The sequence below is a fragment of the Bordetella sp. 02P26C-1 genome (assembly GCF_009763255.1).
GTDB lineage: Bacteria > Pseudomonadota > Gammaproteobacteria > Burkholderiales > Burkholderiaceae_B > Bordetella_A.
The window spans coordinates 1-22,211 of the sequence record NZ_WSJB01000011.1 but is presented as its reverse complement, the minus strand read 5'-3'; the positions used below and the strand labels follow the sequence as shown (position 1 = coordinate 22,211).

Sequence of the window (22,211 nt, the reverse complement as noted above, 5' to 3'; positions counted from 1 at the left end):
TGATCCGGCTCACATCATTAAAAAGACCGTGGAAATCCCACGGTCTTTCCACATTTGCAGTATCGTTTCGCAAAATAATTTCGTACAACAACTCTCGAGGATGACATGCAGCGCTCGCAAACAGGTGCCTTTTCCCGCCGCCAGTTTCTGGCCTCTACCGCCGCCATCGCCGGCACCAGCCTCATCGGCGCGCCCGCTTTTGCGCAAGCCAAGCTCGGCAAAGCCGTATTCGGTTTGGGTAGCATCGATCCGTTTTTCTCTGCCGCGTATGTGGCGTTCAAAAAAGGCTACTTTGGTGAAGGCGGCCTCGAAGTTGAGTACCTGAATTCGCAAAGCGGCCCGCGCACCATGCAGATGCTGGCGGCCGGGCAAATCCAGTTTGGCGCCACCGCCGCGACTGCTGCGCCCGCGTTGACCTTGGCGGGTAAACCCGCGAGCCTGATCTTCGGTTTCGATCGCAAGCTCACCTACGCCAACGTGATCGTGCGCCGCGAGGACTACGAGAGCGGCAAAATCAAATCGCTAAAAGACCTCGCCGGCAAGCGCGTTGGCGCCACGCAGCCGCAGTCGGTGACATGGTTGATGGCGGTTTATCTCATGCAGCAGGCCGGCATCGCCGACAAAGTCGATGTGCGTCCGCTGGGCGATCTGGCCACCATGCTGGGCGCGCTGAAAACGGGTTCGGTATCGGCCAGCATGGCCACCATGTCGATGATGGAGCAAGCCAAGGCCGAAGGCTGGGGCGTGCCGATTTTCGACGCCACCACCGAAGCCGCGTGGAATGAATTCATGGGCGGCGACGTGCCCGGTATCGCCGCGCTGACACTGCAAGACACCATCCAGAAACGCCCCGAAGTCGTGCAGGCGTTCGTCACAGCGCTGGTAAAGGCTCAGAACTTCATCACCGATCACAGCGTGCAGGAAATCACCGACACGATCTACGATGACTACCTGAACGCCTTCCCGCGCCCGGCCATCGAGAAAACGCTGACGATTTATAAGGACACCGTTTTCCTGAAGGACAACATCATCACGCCAGCCGCCTACGATCGCATGATCGCCATCATGGGCGACGATCGCCAGTTCTCGAACGAAGAGCTCAAGCGTGTGCCGTATGCTCAATGCGTGGACATGTCCTTCGTGGAACGCGCGCGCAAAGCGGCCTGATGCAGCGGGCAGGACGTGAAACGACGATGATTGAAATCTCCGAGGTCGGCAAGGCCTATCAGGGCCGCGCCGGAATGGTTCATGCGATCGGTAACGTCTCGCTTTCCATCGCGGAAGGCGAGTTCGTATCTATCGTGGGGCCGTCCGGCTGCGGCAAGAGCACGCTGCTGAACATGATCGCGGGCTTTCTGGCGCCCACCACCGGCACCATCCGCGTGGCGGGCGAGCTGGTCAACGGACAGGTGCCGCCAGCCCTGGGCTATATCTTTCAGAAAGACACGCTATTGCCCTGGTACACCGTGCGCAAGAACGTGGCGCTCGGCTTGAAATTCCAGGGCGTGGACCCGGCGCGGATCGAACGCCGTGTCGTCGAGCTACTGGAATTGGGGCATCTCACCGGTTTTGGCGATGCCTATCCGCATCAGTTATCGGGCGGCATGCGGCGGCGCGTGGCGCTCTTGATGAGTCTGGCGGTCGAGCCACGCATCCTGCTGCTGGACGAACCCTTCGGCGCGCTGGACACGCACACCAAGACGCACCTGCATCGCGAGCTGATCGAGATCTGGCGAAAGCTCGGGCAGACCGTTGTGATGGTGACGCACGATCTGGATGAAGCCATCACACTGTCTGATCGCGTCATCGTGCTATCGGGTCCACCCAGCCGTGTCCTGCTCGATGAACGCATCACCATCCCGCATCCCCGTGATGTCTTTGTATTGCGCGAGACGCCACAGTTTGTCTCGCACGTTCAAAGTCTATGGAGCGTGCTGGGCGAACAATTCCGTGCCGCGGCCTAGCGCCGCCGAGTATTCATGACTGCAATCGACGCTTCTTCCTTGCAGGATCAACTGCAACAAGACCGCCGCGCGCAAGTGCGGCGACGGCTGCGCATCACGGCCTGGCAGCTGCTGATCCTCGCCACCATCATCGGCGGCTGGCAGATTTTGACCAGCATTCCGTGGTTCGCGCAGAACACGATCTTCGATCCGTTCTTTATCAGCCAGCCGTCGCGCATCGCCGCGCGATTATGGGAATGGCTGCAGCCCGGCCCGCGCTCGGTATGGCCGCATCTATGGCTCACGCTGGAGGCCACGCTGGTCGGCCTGGTCGTGGGCGTAGGCAGCGGATTTATCGTGGGCATGGTGCTTAGCCGAAGCCGGATGTTGGCCGATATCTTCAATCCGTTTATCGTTGCCTTTAACTCCATGCCGCGTATCGCGTTCGTGCCGCTGATCACCATGTTCTTTGGTTTGGGGCTGGCATCGAAAGTCGTGACCTCGTGGTTCGTGGTGTTCTTCCTGGTGTTCTTCAACACCTATAAAGGCGGACGCAGCGTGGAACGCGAACTCGTGGATTTCTGCCGCACGCTGGGCGGATCGCCGCGTCAGATCTTGTGGCGCGTGCGCGTGCCCACCGCTGCCGCATGGACGTTTGCCGCGCTGCCCAATGCGATCAGCTTTGCGTTGATTGGTGTGGTGCTCGCGGAATTCGTTGGATCAACTACCGGCATGGGGTACTTGATGGTGACGGCGCTCGCTACGTTGAATGCCACCGACATGTTCGCGGCGGTCACGCTGCTGTCGGTCGTAGGCATCGCGCTGGTGTACGCTGTCACATGGCTTGAGCGCAGGCTACTGCATTGGGCCCCGGAGTTCCGCGAATAATTTTGCCGAGACTTTCCCGACCGCATCATGACGACGAACACCCTCGCTAACCAGGCTTTCCTCCAGCAGTTTTCGCTGGCCGGTCAGGTTGCGCTCATCACCGGCTCTGCACGCGGGCTAGGCCTGTGTATGGCGCGCGCCATGGCCGCGAGCGGCGCCCATGTGCTGATCAACGGCCGCAATCCCGAAGCCACCGAATCCGCGGCCCGGGCGCTGCGCGATGAGGGTTTGACGGCGACAGCGCTGGCGTTCGATGTTGGTGACGACGACGCGGTCACGCGCGCCTTTGAACAGATCGACGCGGATTTCGGTCGTCTGGACATCCTCGTCAACAACGTGGGCGCCCGCAATCGTCAGACGCTGCAAACCATCACTGCCGCCGAGATCCGCGCCCTCATCGAAACGGATCTGGTCGCCAGCATGCTGATATCCAAACATGCCGCCGCGCGCATGGTGAAACAAAAGTCGGGCCGCATCATCACCATCACCTCGGTTGCCGGTGAATTAGCGCGTGCGGGTGACGCCGTATACCCGGCCGCCAAGCAAGGCTTGACCGGCATGATGCGCGCGTTAGCGGCGGAGCTGGGCCCATTGGGCATCACCAGCAACGCCATCGCTCCCGGGACCTTCGCCACCGAAACCAACACTGCGATGGTCAAGGACCCGGAAGTCTTTCAACGCATGGCGCATCGCAATCCCATGGGCCGTTGGGGGCGTCCGGAAGAAATCGCTGGCGCGGCGGTCTTTCTGGCTTCGCCCGCCGCTTCCTACGTCAATGGCCAGGTACTGGCCGTGGACGGAGGTTTATCCATTTTGTTTTAGCTGCCCGGTGATCACGCCGGCATTATCTGCAACGACACATTTGAGGTTCACAGGCATGAAGCAGCATTTCATCGATAACCGTTCCGTTCCTGGCAGCTCCGGCGAGACGATTCCTGTCATCGATCCGTCGACGGGCCAGGAATACGACACCATCCCGCGCGGCAATGCCGCCGACATCGATCTGGCCGTACGCGCGGCGCGCAAGGCGTTTGACGAAGGCGCATGGGGCAAGCTCACCGCTGCCGAGCGTGGTCGTCTGATGCTGAAACTCTCGCTGAAGATCCTCGACCATGTCGATGAACTGACCGAGATCGAATCGCGCGACTGCGGCAAGCCCACCAAGCAAGCCCGCGCGGATGTGATCGCCATCGCCCGGTATTTCGAGTTCTATGGCGGTGCAGCGGATAAGCTGCATGGCGAGACCTTGCCCTATCAAAATGGCTACACGGTCCTGACGCTGCGCGAGCCGCATGGCGTGACCGGTCATGTGGTGCCGTGGAACTATCCGCTGCAGATCTTCGGTCGCAGCGTGGGCGGCGCATTGGCAGCCGGTAATGCCTGCGTGGTGAAGCCCGCCGAAGACGCCTGCCTGTCGCTGTTACGCGTAGCGGAACTGGCCGCCGATGTGGGCTTTCCGCCGGGCGCCATCAACATCGTGACGGGCTACGGCCACGAAGCGGGCGACGCGCTGACGCGCCATCCTGGCATCGACCACATTTCGTTCACCGGCTCGCCGCGCATTGGCGTACTGGTTACGCAGACCGCGGCGGAACGTCATATCCCGGTCACGCTGGAACTGGGTGGCAAATCGCCGCAGATCGTGTTCGCTGACGCCGACATCAATGCGCTGATTCCGGTCGCCGTCAACGCCATCGTGCAGAATGCGGGCCAGACCTGCTCTGCGGGCAGCCGTCTGCTGATCGAGCGCAGCGCCTATGAACGCGTGCTGGAACGCCTCTCAGAGGCCTTCTCGGCCTTGCGTACAGGCTCGGCGACGATGGACCTGGATTGCGGCCCGCTGATCCGCAAAACGCAGCTGGAACGCGTACAAAGCTTCCTGAAGTCTGCCGAGCAAGATGGCATCGCGACGGCCGCGCAGGGCAAAATCGCCGACGGCGCGCCTGCTGATGGTTATTACCAAGCGCCAACTCTGCTGCGCGATGTGCCGGTGGACCATCGCTTGGCGCAGGAGGAAGTCTTTGGCCCGGTTCTGGCCGCCATGCCGTTCGAGGACGAAGCCGACGCGGTTCGCATCGCCAACGCCACGGAATACGGCCTGGCCGCCAGCGTCTGGACGCGCGATGGCGGACGCCAACTGCGCATCGCTCGCAAGGTTCGCAGCGGGCAGGTGTTCATCAACAACTATGGCGCGGGCGGCGGGATTGAGTTGCCCTTTGGCGGCGTGAAAGCCAGCGGGCATGGGCGTGAGAAAGGGTTTGAGGCGCTGTATGGATTTACGGTGCTGAAGACGATCTCTATCAAGCACGATTGATGGTGAGTTGATGCGGTCGTGATACGGTCGGCTCGTGAAATGCGGGATTTGCTGCGTTCAGGGGCTGATTGTGTTTTGGGTGCTTGCTTCTTTTGGGGGGAGCGGGGGATAGATGGGGCGTTGTTCGTTCTTAAGACGCCGGCGTACGGTGCCCGTAGGCGTCACCGGCCCTATCGCCGCGACTCGGCCCACGAGCAGGGGCCTCGGCCTCGCTGCGCGAGGCTAAATCGCCGCTCAACGGGCCGGTGACGCCTACGGGCACCGCACGCCGGCTCATGATGTGCGCTGAGAAAGGGCGCCGTGCTAATGATGACCCCAAAAACGGTTTGCTTCGCCTGCGATGTGTGGCGGCCGCATGCCCCCACTGTGAGTGCTGCGGGGTTGCCCTTGGCCACGCGGGCCTTTTGAGCGGCGGGAAGTCCCCGAAGGGGACCGAGGCCCCTGATAACGGGCCGAGCCGCTGCGACTAGGCCCGCGGGGCCAAGGGCAACCCCGCGGCACGCCTAAAGAACCATCAACGCCCCCCAGTACCTACAGCACCACCCCATCAAACGCTGTCATCCTCATACCAAACCCCTTCAGACAACATCATCCGATGATGCCCCATCCCCGCCGGCATCATAGGAAAGCAATTCTCCTGCGCCTGCACAACCACATCCAAGAAATACGGCCCCGGATGCGCCAGACATTCGGCCAACGCGGCATCCAGCTGCGCCGGATCATCCACCCGAGCCGCCCCCCAACCAAACGCCCGAGCCAGCGCAACAAAATCCGGCAAGGAAGCGTTATAGCTGTGGCTGTAGCGCCCACCGTGAATCAGCTCCTGCCATTGCCGCACCATCCCCATATACCCGTTATTGCACAACACCACCTTCACAGGCGTCTCGTGCTGCTTAGCGGTGGATAACTCCTGAATGTTCATCAACACCGATGCATCGCCACTGACGCACACGACCGTCTTATCCGGATGCGCCACCTGCGCCCCGATGGCCGCCGGCAGTCCATATCCCATGGTGCCCGCGCCACCCGAGGTCAGCCAACGATTCGGCTGATCGAATCGCAGATACTGTGCCGCCCACATCTGGTGCTGTCCCACATCGGTCGAGACAATCGCATCGCGCGATGCCAGCGCGGCATTCAAGCGGTGCATCAATTGCTGCGGCAAGATAGCTTCCGGGGTCGGGGAGTAAGCTAAACAATCCTTGGCCCGCCACGTATCGATCCTGCGCCACCAATCCGTCAAGCGCTCGGCTGGCAAAGCGTGTTCATTCAAAGCCTCGCGCAGCGCATCGATCAATGGCAGACAGTCACCCACCAACGCCACATCCACCCGCACCACTTTGTTGATCGAGGTCGGATCGATATCGATATGGATCTTGCGCGCATGGGGGCAGAACTCAGACAGTTTGCCGGTGATGCGATCATCAAAGCGCGCACCGATGCAAACCACCAGATCCGCCTCGTGCATCGCCATGTTGGCTTCAAGCGTGCCGTGCATGCCCAACATGCCGACGAACTGGGAATCAGAGGCAGGGAACGCACCCAGACCCATCAGCGTCAACGTGCAAGGCGCCCCCGTTTGACGCACGAGTTCGGTAAACGCCTGACATGCCGCCGGACCCGAATTCACGAGTCCACCACCGCCATAGAACACCGGCTGCTTGGCATCCGCGATCAGCGCGGCCGCGCGGCGTATGGCGGTTTGCGGCAGCTTCAAATGCGTCTTGGCGCTTTGACGGCGCGCGCGTGCGGTCGCAGTGCGCGCCTGCTCGGCTGCCGCCAACATCTGCACACCCGGCGTCGCGGGCTTGAGCTGCACATCTTTCGGTAAGTCCACCAGCACCGGCCCCGGCCGGCCCTGGCGCGTCAGATCGAATGCGCGACCTACGACCTCGGCCACGTCGTCCACATCATGGATCTGCGTATTCCACTTCGTGATCGATCGCGAAATACCCAACGCATCACATTCCTGAAACGCATCGGTCCCAATTGCCGTCGTCGCGACCTGGCCGCTGATACACAGCACCGGAATCGAATCGCACATCGCGTCGAGCAAACCCGAAGTCGTATTCGCCATCCCCGGCCCGGACGTCACAAACACCACGCCCGTTTTGCCGGTCGTACGCGCATACCCTTCGGCCGCATGCACCGCCGCTTGTTCGTGACGCACCAGCACATGGCGCAAACGCGGTTCGGCATACAGCGCGTCGTACAGCGGCAGCACCGCGCCGCCCGGATATCCGAACACGGTATCGACACCCCGCGCAATCAGCGTATCGAGTAAAACCTGGGCCCCATTGCGGGCAGGAAGGTCAGTGGAATTCAAAGCGGCTAAGGCGCTGGCGTGGAGGCGATCGTTCATGTGGATATCTTATGCCTTTCCCCGCAGAAGATTTCTCTTATTTTCTACGTCTAGGGCATTTTTCCAGTAAATTCATCTACAAATCCCCCGGAGCGCAGAGAATGAACCTGGACAAATTCGACCTCGCCATTTTGCGGGTGCTGCAGCAAAACGCGCGAGCCAGTCTGAACGAGATCGGCGCGGCAGTCGGTTTATCGTCCACGCCATGCTGGAATCGGATCAAGCGCATGGAATCGGCCGGCGTGATCCGAGGCTATACCGTGGATCTGGACCCGGCCAGTTTAGGCTTCATGGACACGGTCATCGTTCACATCACACTAGAGAGCCACAGCGAAGAAACGTTGTACGAGTTCGGCCGTGCGCTCGCGCAAATCCCCGAAGTCCTCGAAGCCTTTCTGGTCTCGGGCGACTATGACTACTACATCCGCATCGCCGTGCGCGACACGCGCGACTATGAACGGCTGCTGCGCGAACAGCTCTATCGCATCCCAGGTATCCGCCACAGCAAGTCCTGTTTCGTGTTGCGCCGGCTAAAAGAAACGCAACTGCCGCTGCACAGCGGGACCGAGCCCTAAGCCACAATGGCATTACACCTATAATCCCAGCTGGCCCGCTAACAGGCTTTCTCACATGACCACTGCTGACCCTTCCAAACCCTGGCACGTTGTGCGCCGCTCCAAGCTGCACGGCAACGGCGTATTTGCCGCACGCAAGATTCCCGCCGGCACCGAGATCATCGAGTACGAAGGCGCCCGCATCAGCGCCAAGGAAGCCGATCGCCGCCATCCCACCAATCCGGATGACCCCTATCACACGTTCTATTTCGCGCTGAGCTCGGGCCGCGTTATCGACGGTGGCGACAAGGGCAACGACGCACGCTGGTTCAATCATTCCTGTGAACCCAACTGCGAATCCGAAGAAAGCGCCAACGGTAAACGCGTTTTCATTCGTGCCCTGCGCGATATCAAGCGCGGCGAGGAGCTGGTCTACGATTACGGCCTGGTCATCGACGGCCGCATCACGAAATCGCTCAAGGAAGCCTATCGCTGTCTTTGCGGATCGGCCGACTGTCGCGGCACCATGCTCGCACTCAAGAAACGAAAGCCCAAGAAAGCCGACAAGGCCGAGTAGGGCTGAGGCGCGTCCATCTCAGCGTACAATCCGATTCATGCCGTCGTCATTGACGGCATCGCAGTACGTCTTCAGGGCGGGGTGTAACTCCCCACCGGCGGTAAGCCCCACAGGGGCGAGCCCGCGAGCGCCCGGTGCCTTATGGCTATCGGGGTCAGCAGATCTGGTGCGAAACCAGAGCCGACGGTCATAGTCCGGATGAAAGAAGATGTGCCAGCCGATCCCGCGATACGCGGGCGCTGTGTCCCGCTATGCGCGACGCCGCCTGAGCGAGCCTGGGCGCGGCTGGACTGTCATGAGCCCTGAAACGTTTTTCGCCACCCTTTTTGCGAGAGCGTTTCAAATGTCAACCATCAACACCACCAGCACCGCCTTTTCTTTCGGCGCTGCCGCGTATTCCCCCCCCGATCTGTTTGCCCAGCCGTTACACATGCGTCTGGCACGCGCGCTGCATCATATGCGTCTGGGCCGCCCCGTCATTTTGATGGACGATGATGATCGCGAAAACGAAGCCGACCTGATCGTTGCCGCCGATAAACTGACCGTGCCGGTCATGGCCCAATTGATCCGCGACTGCAGCGGCATTGTTTGCCTGTGCCTCACCGATGAGACGCTGGATCGCCTGCAACTGCCGCCCATGGTGAGCCGCAACCAAAGCCGCTTCAGCACCGCGTTCACCGTTTCCATCGAGGCGCGCCACGGCGTGACCACGGGCGTGAGTGCGCTCGATCGCGTGACCACCATCCGCACGGCGATCGCGCCGGGCGCCCAGGCCGACGACATCGTCAGCCCCGGCCATGTTTTCCCGCTACGCGCCCAGCCGGGCGGCGTATTGACGCGCCGTGGCCATACCGAAGGCTCGGTGGATCTGGCCATCTTGGCGGGCCTGCGTCCCGCAGCCGTGCTATGCGAACTGATGAACCCGGATGGCACCATGACGCGCGGCGACGCCATCGCGCGATACGCCGCCGAGCATGGTCTGGTGGCGCTGACCATCGCCGAGCTTGCCGACTATCGACGTCAGCAAGCACACGCCGACGCGTCGACCGCTGAAACGGCGCACGCGGAGATGGCCTCAGCCTAATCAGCGATCGCCGCCTGATACGACCGGATCGGCATCAAACGACTGCGCGATCCGGACCAGGCACTGTTCGGCATCGCCCACCACCACGGTCGCGCTGCACGCCAGCATCAAGTTCAGATTCAACCCGAAATCTTCGACCGCATAACCCGCCGCATCCACATGACGCGGCGGGTCATCGCGTTGATCGACCGCGATGCGCTGCACCAACGATTGCGCCTCATCAAGGTAGACAAACACGGGTTTGTCCAAGGCAATCGCATAACCGACCTCGAACGCGGTGCCCGAGTCGGGTTCATGCCCGCGAAACGGATTCATATTCGCCATGACCAGGTCCGCGCGCCGGATCAGATCGACGTTGGCCTCGTATATCCATTGCGCCAACGCGCGTCCGGATAGGTGCTCAGGCGCCGAGTTATCCAGCGGATACCAGCCTTCAAAACCGTAACGCAGACAGAGTTGCTTTAGCGCCTCGCCATGCGCCACCGCATCCTGACGAAACACGTCAAATCCTGCCAAATAAATCGTTTTCATAAGGCCTCCCACCTCTGCACCCGCTCGCTGCAATGCCCGCGGCTATCCACGCGAATCGTAACCCTGCACAGTATCCCAGCGACACGATACCGAATTGCCACACACTGCGTCGGGATTAAGCCCTCATAGTCGTCGCGTAACCCCTACAAGCTCTCTATAATCGTCGTTACAGCGCTTACAAGCTGCTGCGCGCCTATCCCTCGGTCATGATCCATGGCACGCCATATGGGCGACGTTGCGCCGCATCCCGGCTTGGCGACAAGGAAAACTCTCGAATGCCCTCTCATCCCTCTACGCTTACGCTTGGACATCGCCGCCGTGCGTTCCTACAGCTAGGCGCAGCCATGGGCGCACTTTGGATGGCAGGGCCCTCAGGCGCGCAATCCACCCCTCCTGTAAAGGTATCTGCCGTCTATGGCGTGCCGGTCGAGCAGTCGTGGGCTTCGCGGGTAAACGCGGCGCTGAGAGCGGCGCAACAACGCGGTGACATCGAATACGCCTATTCGGAAAACGTCGCCCCTAACGACTACGAGCGCAAGCTACGCGAGCATGCGCGAAACGGCGCTGAGCTCATCATCGGCGAGGCCTTCGAGGACACCGCCCTGGTCTACCGTGTGGCGCGCGACTATCCCAAAATCGCATTCCTGGTCGGCTCGTTCGAACGCCCGCAACAGCCTAATCTGGCCGTCTTTGACAGCCACATCTACGAGCCTCTGTACCTGGCCGGCATGATCGCCGGCGGGGTCAGCAAAAGCGGCAACATCGGCGTGATCGCCGGCCATCCGATCCCACGCACCAACCGCCTGGTCCATGCCTTCAAGGACGGCGTGCGCGAGGTCAACCCGGATGCCAAGTTCACCACCACGTTTATCGAAAGCCGTTTCAATCCCATCGCCTCCCGCCAGGCCGCGCATCGCCTGATCGATCAGGGCGTCGACGTGATCTATGCCGAACGTACCGGCGCGGTCGCGGCCGCCCAACAGCGCGGGGTGTACGTCATCGGTCACGCGGTCGACCGGCAGCCCTATTACCCGGACACCATCATCACCTCGGCTGTCTGGGATGTGGGCCCCACGCTTGAGCGCGCGCTCACCATGGTCCGACGCGGCACATTCCAGGCCGACGACTATGGCAAGTATTCCCACATGCGCTACCAGGGGGCGGCGCTGGCACCGCTGAGAAATTTCGAAAACAAAGTGCCGGAGGCGCTCATGGCTCGCGTGCGCGCCCGCCAGCAGACCATGCTCGAAGGCACGTTCACCATCAAGCTGAAAGACTACCGCCCGCAATAGCGGCCGGCACCGTCACGCCAAGGGCAGATAGATCCGTGTCTGCAATTCGGCAGCGGGCGTCGTCTTGGGGTCGTTCAGATATTCCTCCCAGATCGGAAAGTCGCGCGTTTCTTCGCCACTGGCCGGCAGCCATTCTGCCAGCAACCATTGGTACGCCGCCTCGATCTCGCTATACGGCCCGGTATAGTGCAGCACCGCACAGCGCGTAATCGGCAGCGTGAATTCGTCAAAGTCCTTATCCACAGGATGCCCGGCCGGCAAAGTCAGTCCGGCCAGCGCCCGCAAGTCGTCCGTGGGCACCTGCTCCGGGTCATCGAAGTAGACGCCGAAAGTGCGCGTCGCATCATTGACCAGCCCCCGCGCCGTAGCCATCAGGAAAAGCTGATCGAACGTCGCGCCTATCTCCTGATAATCGCCTTGATGGGCAATGGTCGCCAGGGTCGCGCCTTCAAAAGTCTCGATAGTGATCGGGTACATGCCAAGCTCCTCAGGGTTAAAGGGCCTGGAGCGCGCCTGTCGATATCGGCCCGGCGGCATGCCAAATGCCGACCCGAACGCGCGATTAAAAGCCGCGATCGACGTATATCCCGCGCGTGCGGCCACCTGACTCAACGGGCGACCTTCGGCGAGATCCACCGAGGCCCGATGCATGCGGGCTCGCAGCATCGTCGCCTTGACCGTCTCGCCCATCAATCCGCGATATACGCGGTGGAAATGATAGGGCGACAGGCACGCCAAGTCGGCCAGGTGATACAGGTCCGGCGCGGCATCGGGATGCGCCGCCAGCCAACGCAGCACCGGTTCCAGCCGGGCGGCGTAATGAAGACGGGTTCGGGGCTTCATGCGTTCTCCAGTGACGTCACTGTAGCGGAGGGTGCTTTGCAGATTTTGCGGTTTTACCCTCGCCGCATGCGCATTCGCCCCGTCGAATGTTATTGCGGGTACGTCCCTGGCAGCAGCAAACTGCGATCGCCGGGCGTCAGGCTCTTGCGCCCGCATAGCGCCATCGTGACATCCATTTCTTTGTAAAGGATTTCCAGGGCGCGCGTCACCCCGGCTTTCCCATAGGCGCCCAGCCCATACAAGAACGCCCGGCCGATCATGGTGCCGCGCGCACCCAGGCAGACGGCTTTGAGCACATCCTGACCCGAGCGGATACCGCCATCCATCCAGACTTCGATACGCGAGCCCACGGCATCGGCAATCGCGGGCAGGGCGGCGATCGAGGACATCGCGCCATCGAGCTGGCGCCCGCCATGATTGCTGACGATCAGCGCATCCGCGCCGGTCTCGGCCGCCATGCGGGCGTCTTCCTCGTCCAGCACGCCTTTGAGGATCAGCTTGCCGCCCCAACGCTGCTTGATCCATTCCACATCCTTCCAGCTCAGGCAGGGATCGAATTGCTGCGCTGTCCAAGCACCCAACGAAGACATATCCCCCACGCCCTTGGCATGCCCCACGATATTGCCAAACGTGCGACGCGATGTGCCCAACATCCCCATACACCAGCGCGGCTTGGTGGCCAGATTCAGCATGTTTGCCAGCGTCAGTTTAGGCGGTGTGGACAGACCATTGCGGATGTCCTTATGGCGCTGCCCCATGATCTGCAGATCCAGCGTCAGCACCAGCGCCGAGCAATTGGCCGCCTTGGCGCGGTCGATCAGGCTGGCGACGAAATCTCGATCGCGCATCACGTACAGCTGGAACCAGAATGGCTTTTTCGTGGCCCGCGCGACGTCCTCTATCGAACAAATGCTCATCGTCGACAGCGTAAAGGGCACGCCGAATTCCTCGGCCGCCTGCGCCGCCAGGATCTCGCCATCGGCATGCTGCATGCCGGTCAAGCCAGTAGGGGCAATCGCCACCGGCATCACGGCATCGGCACCCGCCATCGTGGTGCGCAACGACCGTCCTTCCATATTGACCGCCACGCGCTGACGCAGCTTGATGCGCTGCAGATCCGTTTCGTTCGCGCGATACGTGCTTTCAGTCCAGGCGCCGGAGTCGGCATAGTCATAAAACATGCGCGGTACGCGCTTTTGCGCCAATACGCGCAAGTCTTCGATGCAAGTGATCTTGGCAAGATTCGGGTTCATGGGACATTCATGCAAAATAGAGGGCGGACAATGGAAACCGACGCTGCGTCGTTTCCTGACCCGACAAGACGGGCAGGGCGCGGCCCTCTGGCACAGCGCGTGCGGCATCAGTATACGCGCCGCGTTTGCCGACTGAATTATCGAGATAACCGGGTATCAAAGGATCGTCATGCAAGTCCCGCAACACGAAACCGTCCACGCCATTATCAAAGGGGTTGTTCAAGGCGTGGGCTACCGTCACGCCACCGTACGGCGCGCCCATATGCTGGGGGTGACGGGCTGGGTGCAAAACATGGAAGACGGAACCGTACAAGCCATGGTGCAAGGCACGCCCGATCAAGTGGACCACATGCTGCAATGGCTGCACCGAGGCCCGCCATCGGCCGTGGTCAAAGAGGTGATCACGGAACGGATCTATGCGGATAAACAATACAAGCGGTTCGAGCAGCTTTAAGTTCACATAGCCATCGATGACGGCCGGCGCACGTTTCGTCGCTTACTCTTCTTCACCGAGAAACGAAAACCGCATTAATGTGCGCTGCCGCGCCCGCGCATGATCCACGACAGGCATGGGATACGTCTCCCCAAGCCGCACGCCACAAGCCGCCAGCTCACGCGCTTTCATGGCGGCAGGGTAGTGAATATGGCGGTCGGGCACCCGCGCCAACTCGGGCACATAACGTCGAATGAACGTACCGTCCGGATCGAAACGCTGCGATTGCGCGACGGGGTTGAAGATACGAAACCACGGCTGCGCATCGCAACCCGTGGACGCGGCCCATTGCCATCCGCCGTTATTCGCCGCCAAGTCATAGTCGTTCAAATGTCGGGCAAAGAAACGCTCGCCCAGCCGCCAATCGATTCCTAGATCCTTGGTCAAAAAGCTGGCCACCACCATGCGCAAGCGGTTGTGCATATAGCCAGTCTGCAGCAATTGACGCATCGCCGCGTCGATCAATGGATAGCCGGTACGTGCCTCGCACCAAGCCTGCCACAATGCCGGTTCATCATCCCAGCTGACCCGGTCGTATTCCGACCGATACGCCTGAGTCACCACATGTGGGTGATGCCACAAAATCATGAAGTAAAAGTCGCGCCACGCAAGCTCTGACAGCCAGGTCTGCGCCCCTTCGCATCCTTGCGCCGCGCGTTGTGCAGCATAGGCCGCCAGTCGCCGAATCGACACCGTGCCGAATCGCAGATGCACGGACAGATACGAGACACCCTTGCGTCCCGGAAAATCGCGAGCCTCTTTATACGCCGCCATACGCGGCAGGAAATCCTGCAGCAATTGCTCGCCGCCTTGCATGCCGGCCGGCAAGGGTAGCGCGGTCAAATTCGTTTTCTCGAAACCCAGCTGTTCCAGCGTGGGGATGGACTCGCCTCCCGGCAGCGAGGCTAAATTCCGTGCGTACCGATCAACCGGATATGCCTTTAACTGGAACTCGTCCAGCTTGGCCAGCCACGCGCGCTTATACGGCGTGAACACACTATACGGCTTGCCCTGTTGGTTCAGCACCTCGTCCCGATCCAGCAGGACTTGGTCCTTGTAATCGCTAAACGAAATCCCATTCGCGCGCAGCGCGTTTGCGACTTGCTCATCCCGCGCTATCGCGTCAGGCTCATAGTCGCGATTGGTCAACACCTCCTGCACCCCGAGTTGACCGGCCAGTTCGACAATACATTGCAGCGCCGATCCATGCCTGACGATAAGTCCGCCGCCCGGCGCGCCACTGCGCTTGGCTAACCCACGCAAGGCCTCATCCAGTTCGCGCACGCTAGCCAGTATGAACTCCACCCGCCGATCTCTGCGCGAAGGCAACACGTCGAGAATATCCGTGTCAAACACAAACGCGCAGTACACGTGTTCATGGCGTCGCAACGCATGGTAGAGCGCGGCGTTATCCACACAACGCAGATCGCGTCGCATCCATACGAGAGCACGGCTGGGCATGAGTTGGAACTCCTAATGAACGTAAACGCATCGGGGCGACGCGCTCAATGCGCAAGAATGTAAGCACGTCTGGTACCCGATTCAATCATCTTTACCGCTTTAGCGCGTGTGCCGCATTGCGCCAGGGTTTATCGCTGTCTATTGAAGCCCTTATCCTGGCCAAGATCACCACGGGCACGCTACTTGCGACGTTGACTGACGCAGAGGGTCATCCCTCACCATCCGCACTAACGCTAAAGGAGATTCATATGGCCGATCATGTCGTTAAAGTATTGAACAACCTAATTGAGACCTCCAAGAACGGCGAAAAAGGATTTCTCGCTGCCGCCGAGGACACAAAGACGGCCGAGCTGAAAATGTTGTTTGAAAGCCGCGCGCGCGATTGTGCTGCCGGCGCCGCCGAACTGCAAACCGTAGTGAGCCAACTCGGCGGCAAGCCGGAAGACAGCGGCACGGTGGCCGGCGCCATCCATCGCGGTTGGACTAACCTGAAGGCCGCCGTGGCCGGTCGCGACGATCTCGCGATCCTCGAAGAATGCGAACGCGGTGAAGACGTCGCCAAGGCGCAATACAGCGATGCACTGAAGGAAGCGCTGCCCGAAAACATCCGCGCTATCGTTGAACGCCAATACCAGGGCGTGCTGCGCAACCATGATCAAGTTCGCGACCTGCGCAACCGTTACAAAGCCATGAAGTAAGCGTAAAGCTTACCGATTGAGTGCCCGGCAAATGCCGGGCTTTTTTACGTCATTGCGTCGGCCCACGCGCAGTATGATTCGTCTATCTATCCACAGGAGCAAGTCATGGCCAAAAAGCCTGAACCCCCGGATCCCGACGAAGTCGCGCTGATCCAATGGTGTACCGAAGTAGAAGAATTGTTCGTCGCGGCTGGCGCGTCGCGCGAAGAAGCTCAACAACATATCGAAGACGAAGCCGAGTGGTTTACCGACATGTTTTATGACGGTCTGACCCCGGAAGAAGCCGCCAAAGCCGCGCTGAACCAGTAGTTCCATCGACAGACCTCATCCGGGTATACTCAGCCCGGGTGCTCACACATTCACGTGTGGCAGGGAATGCGATGGTCGGGCCGCCACGCGCCACAGGCGCGTCCCTTATATGCCCACAATTCCCACACATCGCATCTCCATCTCGACGCTGCGGCGCACGGCCGGGCTTTCTCTGTTCCAGACTTTTCCTCTTTTGCACAGTCGACGCTAGCTGCATCGAGCCGTCGTGGGCGTTCGCGCGCCTGGTCCTACAGCCCGTTGCAGTCTGGCCGGCCTACGACTCTTCCCCCTCATATACCGACCAATCTCAGACGCAAAGGACATTATGACCATCGTAGAAAAGAGGCTATCCAACACGTTCAAACAGTTCTTCGAATCCGAGAAGGCGGGCGGCATTATGTTGATCGCCTGTACCATCATCTCCTTGCTGATCGCGAACTCTGCAGCGGGCGATGCGTACCTTCATGCATGGCAGGTGAAGGTCGCGGGATTGAGCATCGAGCACTGGGTCAACGATGCCCTCATGGCAATCTTTTTTCTATTGATAGGCCTGGAGCTCAAACGCGAGTTGTACAACGGCGAACTTTCGGATTTTAAGAACGCGCTGCTACCCATTATCGCGGCCGCCGGCGGCATTATCGTGCCGGCCTCGATTCACTTTTTGCTCAATGCAGGAACGCCCACGCAGCCGGGGATGGGCATTCCGATGGCCACGGATATCGCCTTTGCACTGGGTATTCTGGCTTTGCTGGGAAGCCGTGTTCCCGCTTCACTTAAAGTATTTCTTACCGCGCTCGCGGTGATGGACGACCTGGGCGCGATCATCGTTATCGCGGTCTTCTATACCGCTGAATTGTCGTGGGCTTATTTGCTCGGCGCCTTGGCGGTATTTGCGGTACTGGCATGTATGAATCGCTTTCTGCGCGTGACCTCGCTCGCGCTGTACCTGGTGGGCGGCGCAGTGATGTGGGTGCTGATGTTGAAATCGGGCGTGCATGCCACGATTGCTGGGATTCTGTTGGCCTTCGCCATTCCCTTCACCGCGAAACAGGATGACGAACATTCGCTGTCACATCGGCTAGAGCACATTTTGCACAAGCCCGTGGCTTTCATCATTCTGCCCATCTTTGCGCTCGCTAACACCGGCATCATCATCGGCGGCGATTGGGCACAAGAACTCAGTTCGAACAATAGCGTTGGCATTCTTGCTGGCTTGGTGATGGGCAAACCGGTGGGTATTACGCTGCTGTGCTTCTTGGCCGTCGCGATTGGCATCTGTAAGCTTCCACTCGATCTGCGCTGGCGTCATATCTTCGGAGCGGGGCTGTTAGGCGGCATTGGGTTCACGATGTCGATCTTCATCACCAATCTGGCATTCACCGGCAACCTGGAAGTTATCAACGCTTCCAAGATGGCGATCCTGTTGGCGTCTCTGACTGCAGGCGTGCTCGGCTTCGTGTGGCTGAAGATATTTGGGAAACCGCTGCCTACAGACACGGATTTGGATACGATGGATTTTGACGACGAAACGCAGCCGCAGTCGCCTGGGCTACCCCAGTAGCGAAGTTGAAGGCCTGGGGGCGCTAGATCGGTTCGGCGATTCGCAAGCCAGCCGCTAGCGCCGAGATCGGAGTCAATACGGGCTCATCGAATGCCAGCGTGTCTGGTTATTACTTAAACTTTCATATTGAAAAATACGTTATTCCGTACATCTGCAGCGCAAAACCGATAGACACCTGGGCCGTTCGAACCGGAGGATGGCGTGCAGCGCCACGTTCGCTGCCGTCTCGTACCGGATCTCACTCCCATGAAGCCCATCGCAAGCCCCTTTGCCTTGTCGCTGCTCGCGACCACCCCGGCGCTCGCCGCCGATCCAAGTTCGATCGCAGTCGGTGTACAGGAGGTCAGCCAAGGGACCGTCGGCACTGCAGACAACGTGAACGGTGGGCAGGCCGGCGCTGTCACGTATACCAACAGCGGCACGGTCGCCATCACCCCCACGAGCAGCGATACCTTGGTCATCGGTGTGCGGGCGGCCAGTATTGGCGGCAATGGTGCCACGCCCGACTCGCATGACAACGGCGGCAACGGTGGCGACGGCGCGCAGGTCAACCTGACTAATACCGCCGGTGCCAACATCACCATCTCAGCACCGACGGCGCCGGGCGCCAACCTCCAGCACGGCGTCATCGGCCTATTGGGCAGTTCGCGTGGCGGCATGGGTGCGCAACCCGACGCAGGCGTGATCGATCATTACGGTGGCACCGGCGGCAGCGCCGCCTCGGTCACTGTCACCAGCGCAGCCAACGTATCGCTGGGCACTGCCGCGGCGTATCTGAACGGCAACGACATGGGATGGGGCGTCGTCGCACAGAGTCTGGGAGGCAGAGGAGGCGATCAAACCAAGGGGGACAACAGTGACGGAGAGCCCACCGGCGCGGGCGGCAACGCCTGGAGCGCGACTGCCAACGTGACGGGCAACGTGGCCGTCTATTGGTCTCCGACGGCTCAGACCGCCTGCAGCAACACGTTTGGCGTGAGCCGCTGCAGCAGCGTCGCTGCGGTCGTGGCTAGCAGTATCGGCGGCGAAGGCGGCACAAACACCTTTACCGAAGATCAAGGCGGTGATGGCGGACAAGCCGGGCAGGTTACGGCCAACGTCGGATCGAACGGCCCCGGCAGCGTGCTCACCACCATCACGGCGGCCACCACCCAAGCGACCCAGGACGACAGTGCCGCCATCCTGGCGATGTCGCTGGGCGGGCATGGCGGAAACTACGGCACCAACGACGGCACCGGGGGCGAGGGCGGCGACTCGCTGGGCGCCGAGGCCAATGTCTACAACGCGGCCGTCACGGCGACCGGCGACTATCTCTACGGCGTACAAGTAGTGTCGCGCGGCGGCAATGGCGGGACCGATGCCAACAACTCGCAGCCTCCCGCCTCCAACGGGGGCGATGGTGGCGCGGCAGGTGCCGCCACGGCCACCCTCGACAACAGCTCGGTCAACACTTCTGGCACGGGCGCATACGGCGTACTGGTGCAGAGCATAGGCGGGCTGGGAGGCTTGGGTACCAGCCAAGGCGGTCAAGGCGCAGGCGGTAGCGTCGCCACCGCGAACCTGGACAGCGCCACACAGATCAAGACCACCGGCGACTACGCCATCGCAGTCGTGACTCAGTCCATGGCCGGCGCAGGCGGCTCTGGCGGCGCGTGGAGCAGTTGGATAAACGGCAGCTCGGGCGACGGCGGCGTGGGCGGCAATGGCGGGCAATCGACCGTCAATACCGCTGCGGCGGTATCGACATCCGGCCAGTACGCCCATGGAATACTGGCGCAATCCCTGGGCGGTAGTGGTGGTACCGGCGCGACCGGGAGCGGAGTGATCGCACTGGGCGGTGGCGGCGGTGCCGGCGGCAATGGCGGGTCCGTAAAGGCGAACCTGGGCGGGACGGTCAACACGACAGGAACAGGCGCGATTGGCGGCCTGTTGCAGTCGATTGGCGGCGGCGGTGGCAATGCCGGCAGCGCCTCCGGCATCATTTCCGTGGGCGGCACGGCCGGTAGCGGCAACACAGGCGGCACCGTTGACACGACGTTAAGCGGCGCGATCACGACCACGGGCGAGGCAGGAATTGGAATCCTGGCGCAGTCCATCGGCGGTGGCGGCGGCAATGCGGGTTCGGCGGCGGGCGTGTCCGCGGTAGGTGGGCAGGGTGGCGCCGCTGGCGACGCGGACACCGTCAATATCAACCTGCAAAGCGGCAGCGCGATCACGACGTCGGGCCTTTACGCACACGGCGCGGTCGCGCAATCGATCGGCGGCGGCGGCGGCAATGGCGGCAGCGTTTTCAGCCTGTCTGCCGGGGAATCCGTCGCGCCCCCTGCACTGGGTGGCAGTGGCAGCGGCGGCGGTACAGGCGTGGTGGTGCAAATACTCGGCTCCGGGACAAAGCTGGCGACACAGGGAGCCGGCGCGATAGGCCTGCTGGCGCAATCGATCGGCGGCGGGGGCGGCACCGGGGGTTCTTCAACGCAGGAGGGCATCGACTTCGTCAGTCTGTCCATCGGCGGCGCGGGCGCGCAAGGCGGCAACAGCGGCAACACCACCATAGGCCTGGAAAATTCCAGCGTCAGCACTCAGGGCATCGCCGCGCCGGCCATCGTAGCCCAATCGATCGGTGGTGGTGGCGGCAATGGCGGCGCCGCGCATGGCTCCAGCCTGAACGCGTTCTTCGGCACCGCAGTGACCATTGGCGGCACGGCCGGCAATGGCGGCGGCAGTGGGACTGTCGCGGTGGGCCTGAAAAACACGGGCGTCACCACGGGCGGCGGGCAATCGAACATCGCGGTCGCGGATTCCTATGGGGTACTGGCCCAGGCCATCGGCGGTGGCGGCGGCAACGGCGGCAGTGCGCAGGCCAATGACCTGGATCTGGGTATTCCCACCGGCGACGGCTCGATTGCCATCGCGACCACGCTAGCGCTGGGCGGAGCGGGAGGCAGCGGCGGCAACGGCGGCATTCTGAAGGTAGTGCTGGAGCAGGGCACGAAAGTGGCCACGGGCGGTGTCGGTTCACACGGGGTGCTTGCCCAAACCCTCGGCGGCGGCGGCGGCGCGGGCGGCGCATCGCACGCGATGAGCACGACCTCCACGGCGGCACCCGACGACACCCTCCAGATCACCGTCAGCGTGGCCTTGGGCGGCAGCGGGGGCGCGGGTGGTCATGGCGGCCAAGCCGAGCTGTATGTTGATGGCACTTCGTCCATCACCACCTACGATGATTTCTCCAACGCGGTGATGGTGCAGACCATCGGCGGCGGCGGCGGCAATGCCGGCATCGGCAGCAGCAAAACGGGAGGCTCGGGGCAATCGATCAACGCCACCGTAGGCGTCGGTGGCACAGGTGGGGGCGGCGGCAATGGGGGCACGATGACCGCGCAATTGGATGCCGGCTCGCTGCTGCAAACCTACGGATCCGGATCGCGCGGCATGCTCTTGCAATCGATTGGCGGCGGTGGCGGCGCCTCGCAAGGCGGGACGGTCCAGCTATCCGCGTCGGGCTCCGGCGGCGACAGTGGCGACGGCGGGGGCGGTGGCAATGACGATGGCAGCGGCTCCCAAGCCAGTGTAGACATCTCCGTAGGCGCCAAGGGCGCCACCGCAGGCGACGGCGCGGCACTGACGTTAACGCCTCAGGGCGCAATCAAAACCGCGGGCGGCGATGCCGATGGCATTCTCGCCCAGTCGATTGGCGGCGGTGGGGGTTTGGGTGGATCGGCGGGCGCCGATTCCGGCGACTCGGACAGCAAAGGCAACGCGCCGTCAGACGAAGGCGATGATTCCAATTCATATGCCATGCAGTTGTCCGTGGGCGGCAAGGGCGGTGCGGCAGGAGGCGGCGGCGCAGTGACTTTGAACAGCTTCACGGGCACCATCTCGACCCAGGGTACTTACGCGGACGGCATCGTGCTGCAGTCCATCGGCGGTGGAGGCGGCACAGGCGGCACCGCGACGGCGTCCGGCGTGTCCGGCGCCACCAATGTCACCGTGGCTGTCGGGGGCTCGGGTGGGGCGGCGGGCAACGGCGGCACCATCTATCTGGATC

19 protein-coding genes and 1 riboswitch are annotated in these 22,211 nt (G+C 61.7%); of the genes, 14 read left to right on the top strand and 5 right to left on the bottom strand.

Features of this window, described 5'->3' with window-relative positions; all coding sequences use genetic code 11:
• Window positions 1–105: 105 nt before the first annotated feature.
• Genes GOQ28_RS07090 through GOQ28_RS07070 form a run of 5 tightly spaced genes read left to right on the top strand, consistent with a single transcriptional unit; the run spans window position 106 to window position 5,145 of the window.
• The gene (locus GOQ28_RS07090; RefSeq protein WP_160355964.1) at window positions 106–1,167 is read left to right on the top strand and encodes an ABC transporter substrate-binding protein; all 1,062 of its coding nucleotides are present in this window, start codon (window positions 106–108) and stop codon (window positions 1,165–1,167) included.
• A gap of 26 nt (window positions 1,168–1,193) precedes the next feature.
• Window positions 1,194–1,964 (top strand): ABC transporter ATP-binding protein, encoded by a 771-nt coding sequence (locus GOQ28_RS07085; RefSeq protein ID WP_160355963.1) that lies wholly within the window; start codon window positions 1,194–1,196, stop codon window positions 1,962–1,964.
• A 15-nt stretch (window positions 1,965–1,979) separates the two neighbouring features.
• Window positions 1,980–2,831, top strand: a complete 852-nt coding sequence (locus tag GOQ28_RS07080; RefSeq protein WP_160349783.1) for an ABC transporter permease — start codon at window positions 1,980–1,982, stop codon at window positions 2,829–2,831.
• Window positions 2,832–2,858: 27 nt separating this feature from the next.
• A complete protein-coding gene (locus GOQ28_RS07075) occupies window positions 2,859–3,653 on the top strand; it encodes an SDR family oxidoreductase (RefSeq protein ID WP_160355962.1) in 795 nt (264 codons plus the stop codon).
• 55 nt (window positions 3,654–3,708) lie between these two features.
• Window positions 3,709–5,145 carry an aldehyde dehydrogenase family protein gene (locus GOQ28_RS07070; protein WP_160355961.1) on the top strand — a complete coding sequence of 479 codons (1,437 nt, stop codon included), beginning with the start codon at window positions 3,709–3,711 and terminating at the stop codon, window positions 5,143–5,145.
• A gap of 547 nt (window positions 5,146–5,692) precedes the next feature.
• Here the strand turns inward: GOQ28_RS07070 and ilvB are convergent.
• Window positions 5,693–7,507, bottom strand: a complete 1,815-nt coding sequence (ilvB, locus tag GOQ28_RS07065; RefSeq protein WP_160355960.1) for a biosynthetic-type acetolactate synthase large subunit — start codon at window positions 7,505–7,507, stop codon at window positions 5,693–5,695.
• A gap of 101 nt (window positions 7,508–7,608) precedes the next feature.
• Between ilvB and GOQ28_RS07060 the strand changes: the two genes are divergently transcribed.
• The 3 genes from GOQ28_RS07060 (at window position 7,609) to ribB (ending at window position 9,722) form a co-directional block, all read left to right on the top strand.
• On the top strand, window positions 7,609–8,082 hold the full coding sequence (locus GOQ28_RS07060) for an Lrp/AsnC family transcriptional regulator (RefSeq protein ID WP_160349779.1): 474 nt from the start codon (window positions 7,609–7,611) through the stop codon (window positions 8,080–8,082).
• 55 nt (window positions 8,083–8,137) lie between these two features.
• Window positions 8,138–8,638 (top strand): SET domain-containing protein, encoded by a 501-nt coding sequence (locus GOQ28_RS07055; RefSeq protein ID WP_160355959.1) that lies wholly within the window; start codon window positions 8,138–8,140, stop codon window positions 8,636–8,638.
• Window positions 8,639–8,701: 63 nt separating this feature from the next.
• A riboswitch (FMN riboswitch) is annotated at window positions 8,702–8,852 on the top strand.
• A gap of 216 nt (window positions 8,853–9,068) precedes the next feature.
• A complete protein-coding gene (ribB, locus tag GOQ28_RS07050; protein ID WP_236844264.1) occupies window positions 9,069–9,722 on the top strand; it encodes a 3,4-dihydroxy-2-butanone-4-phosphate synthase in 654 nt (217 codons plus the stop codon).
• On the opposite strand, the gene GOQ28_RS07045 is transcribed toward ribB, so the two are convergent.
• Window positions 9,723–10,253 carry a nucleoside 2-deoxyribosyltransferase gene (locus tag GOQ28_RS07045; protein WP_160355957.1) on the bottom strand — a complete coding sequence of 177 codons (531 nt, stop codon included), beginning with the start codon at window positions 10,251–10,253 and terminating at the stop codon, window positions 9,723–9,725.
• A 344-nt stretch (window positions 10,254–10,597) separates the two neighbouring features.
• On the opposite strand from GOQ28_RS07045, the gene GOQ28_RS07040 reads away from it, so the two are divergent.
• Window positions 10,598–11,545: a BMP family protein gene (locus tag GOQ28_RS07040; protein ID WP_236844263.1), complete on the top strand. Its 948-nt coding sequence runs from the start codon at window positions 10,598–10,600 to the stop codon at window positions 11,543–11,545.
• 12 nt (window positions 11,546–11,557) lie between these two features.
• On the opposite strand, the gene GOQ28_RS07035 is transcribed toward GOQ28_RS07040, so the two are convergent.
• Together GOQ28_RS07035 and GOQ28_RS07030 are read right to left on the bottom strand one after the other, a co-directional pair.
• Entirely contained in the window at window positions 11,558–12,388 is an 831-nt protein-coding gene (locus GOQ28_RS07035) for an AraC family transcriptional regulator (RefSeq protein WP_160355955.1), read from the bottom strand.
• Between the two features lie 89 nt (window positions 12,389–12,477).
• Window positions 12,478–13,641 (bottom strand): alpha-hydroxy acid oxidase, encoded by a 1,164-nt coding sequence (locus GOQ28_RS07030; protein ID WP_160355954.1) that lies wholly within the window; start codon window positions 13,639–13,641, stop codon window positions 12,478–12,480.
• Window positions 13,642–13,810: 169 nt separating this feature from the next.
• On the opposite strand from GOQ28_RS07030, the gene GOQ28_RS07025 reads away from it, so the two are divergent.
• The gene (locus GOQ28_RS07025) at window positions 13,811–14,095 is read left to right on the top strand and encodes an acylphosphatase (RefSeq protein ID WP_160349772.1); all 285 of its coding nucleotides are present in this window, start codon (window positions 13,811–13,813) and stop codon (window positions 14,093–14,095) included.
• A gap of 42 nt (window positions 14,096–14,137) precedes the next feature.
• Here the strand turns inward: GOQ28_RS07025 and GOQ28_RS07020 are convergent, their stop codons facing one another.
• Window positions 14,138–15,595 (bottom strand): cryptochrome/photolyase family protein, encoded by a 1,458-nt coding sequence (locus tag GOQ28_RS07020; RefSeq protein ID WP_160355953.1) that lies wholly within the window; start codon window positions 15,593–15,595, stop codon window positions 14,138–14,140.
• 248 nt (window positions 15,596–15,843) lie between these two features.
• Here GOQ28_RS07020 and GOQ28_RS07015 point away from each other — a divergent pair, with 248 nt between their 5' ends.
• The 4 genes from GOQ28_RS07015 to GOQ28_RS18710 form a co-directional block, all read left to right on the top strand.
• Complete coding sequence (locus GOQ28_RS07015) at window positions 15,844–16,293, top strand: PA2169 family four-helix-bundle protein (RefSeq protein ID WP_160349770.1); 450 nt, start codon at window positions 15,844–15,846, stop codon at window positions 16,291–16,293.
• Between the two features lie 105 nt (window positions 16,294–16,398).
• Window positions 16,399–16,602, top strand: coding sequence for a hypothetical protein (locus GOQ28_RS07010; protein WP_160349769.1), 204 nt, complete (start codon window positions 16,399–16,401; stop codon window positions 16,600–16,602).
• A 325-nt stretch (window positions 16,603–16,927) separates the two neighbouring features.
• Window positions 16,928–18,163, top strand: coding sequence for a Na+/H+ antiporter NhaA (nhaA, locus tag GOQ28_RS07005; protein ID WP_160355952.1), 1,236 nt, complete (start codon window positions 16,928–16,930; stop codon window positions 18,161–18,163).
• A gap of 246 nt (window positions 18,164–18,409) precedes the next feature.
• Window positions 18,410–22,211 (top strand): beta strand repeat-containing protein (locus GOQ28_RS18710; protein ID WP_442862082.1); only part of this gene is annotated, 3,802 nt, incomplete at its 3' end.

What these genes read in the sequence shown, in the direction of transcription:
- GOQ28_RS07090 (WP_160355964.1), top strand. Translation starts at nt 106, where the DNA reads ATGCAGCGCTCGCAAACAGGTGCCTTTTCCCGCCGCCAGTTTCTGGCC.
- GOQ28_RS07085 (WP_160355963.1), top strand. Translation starts at nt 1,194, where the DNA reads ATGATTGAAATCTCCGAGGTCGGCAAGGCCTATCAGGGCCGCGCCGGA.
- GOQ28_RS07080 (WP_160349783.1), top strand. Translation starts at nt 1,980, where the DNA reads ATGACTGCAATCGACGCTTCTTCCTTGCAGGATCAACTGCAACAAGAC.
- GOQ28_RS07075 (WP_160355962.1), top strand. Translation starts at nt 2,859, where the DNA reads ATGACGACGAACACCCTCGCTAACCAGGCTTTCCTCCAGCAGTTTTCG.
- GOQ28_RS07070 (WP_160355961.1), top strand. Translation starts at nt 3,709, where the DNA reads ATGAAGCAGCATTTCATCGATAACCGTTCCGTTCCTGGCAGCTCCGGC.
- ilvB (WP_160355960.1), bottom strand. Translation starts at nt 7,507, where the DNA reads ATGAACGATCGCCTCCACGCCAGCGCCTTAGCCGCTTTGAATTCCACT.
- GOQ28_RS07060 (WP_160349779.1), top strand. Translation starts at nt 7,609, where the DNA reads ATGAACCTGGACAAATTCGACCTCGCCATTTTGCGGGTGCTGCAGCAA.
- GOQ28_RS07055 (WP_160355959.1), top strand. Translation starts at nt 8,138, where the DNA reads ATGACCACTGCTGACCCTTCCAAACCCTGGCACGTTGTGCGCCGCTCC.
- ribB (WP_236844264.1), top strand. Translation starts at nt 9,069, where the DNA reads ATGCGTCTGGCACGCGCGCTGCATCATATGCGTCTGGGCCGCCCCGTC.
- GOQ28_RS07045 (WP_160355957.1), bottom strand. Translation starts at nt 10,253, where the DNA reads ATGAAAACGATTTATTTGGCAGGATTTGACGTGTTTCGTCAGGATGCG.
- GOQ28_RS07040 (WP_236844263.1), top strand. Translation starts at nt 10,598, where the DNA reads ATGGGCGCACTTTGGATGGCAGGGCCCTCAGGCGCGCAATCCACCCCT.
- GOQ28_RS07035 (WP_160355955.1), bottom strand. Translation starts at nt 12,388, where the DNA reads ATGAAGCCCCGAACCCGTCTTCATTACGCCGCCCGGCTGGAACCGGTG.
- GOQ28_RS07030 (WP_160355954.1), bottom strand. Translation starts at nt 13,641, where the DNA reads ATGAACCCGAATCTTGCCAAGATCACTTGCATCGAAGACTTGCGCGTA.
- GOQ28_RS07025 (WP_160349772.1), top strand. Translation starts at nt 13,811, where the DNA reads ATGCAAGTCCCGCAACACGAAACCGTCCACGCCATTATCAAAGGGGTT.
- GOQ28_RS07020 (WP_160355953.1), bottom strand. Translation starts at nt 15,595, where the DNA reads ATGCCCAGCCGTGCTCTCGTATGGATGCGACGCGATCTGCGTTGTGTG.
- GOQ28_RS07015 (WP_160349770.1), top strand. Translation starts at nt 15,844, where the DNA reads ATGGCCGATCATGTCGTTAAAGTATTGAACAACCTAATTGAGACCTCC.
- GOQ28_RS07010 (WP_160349769.1), top strand. Translation starts at nt 16,399, where the DNA reads ATGGCCAAAAAGCCTGAACCCCCGGATCCCGACGAAGTCGCGCTGATC.
- nhaA (WP_160355952.1), top strand. Translation starts at nt 16,928, where the DNA reads ATGACCATCGTAGAAAAGAGGCTATCCAACACGTTCAAACAGTTCTTC.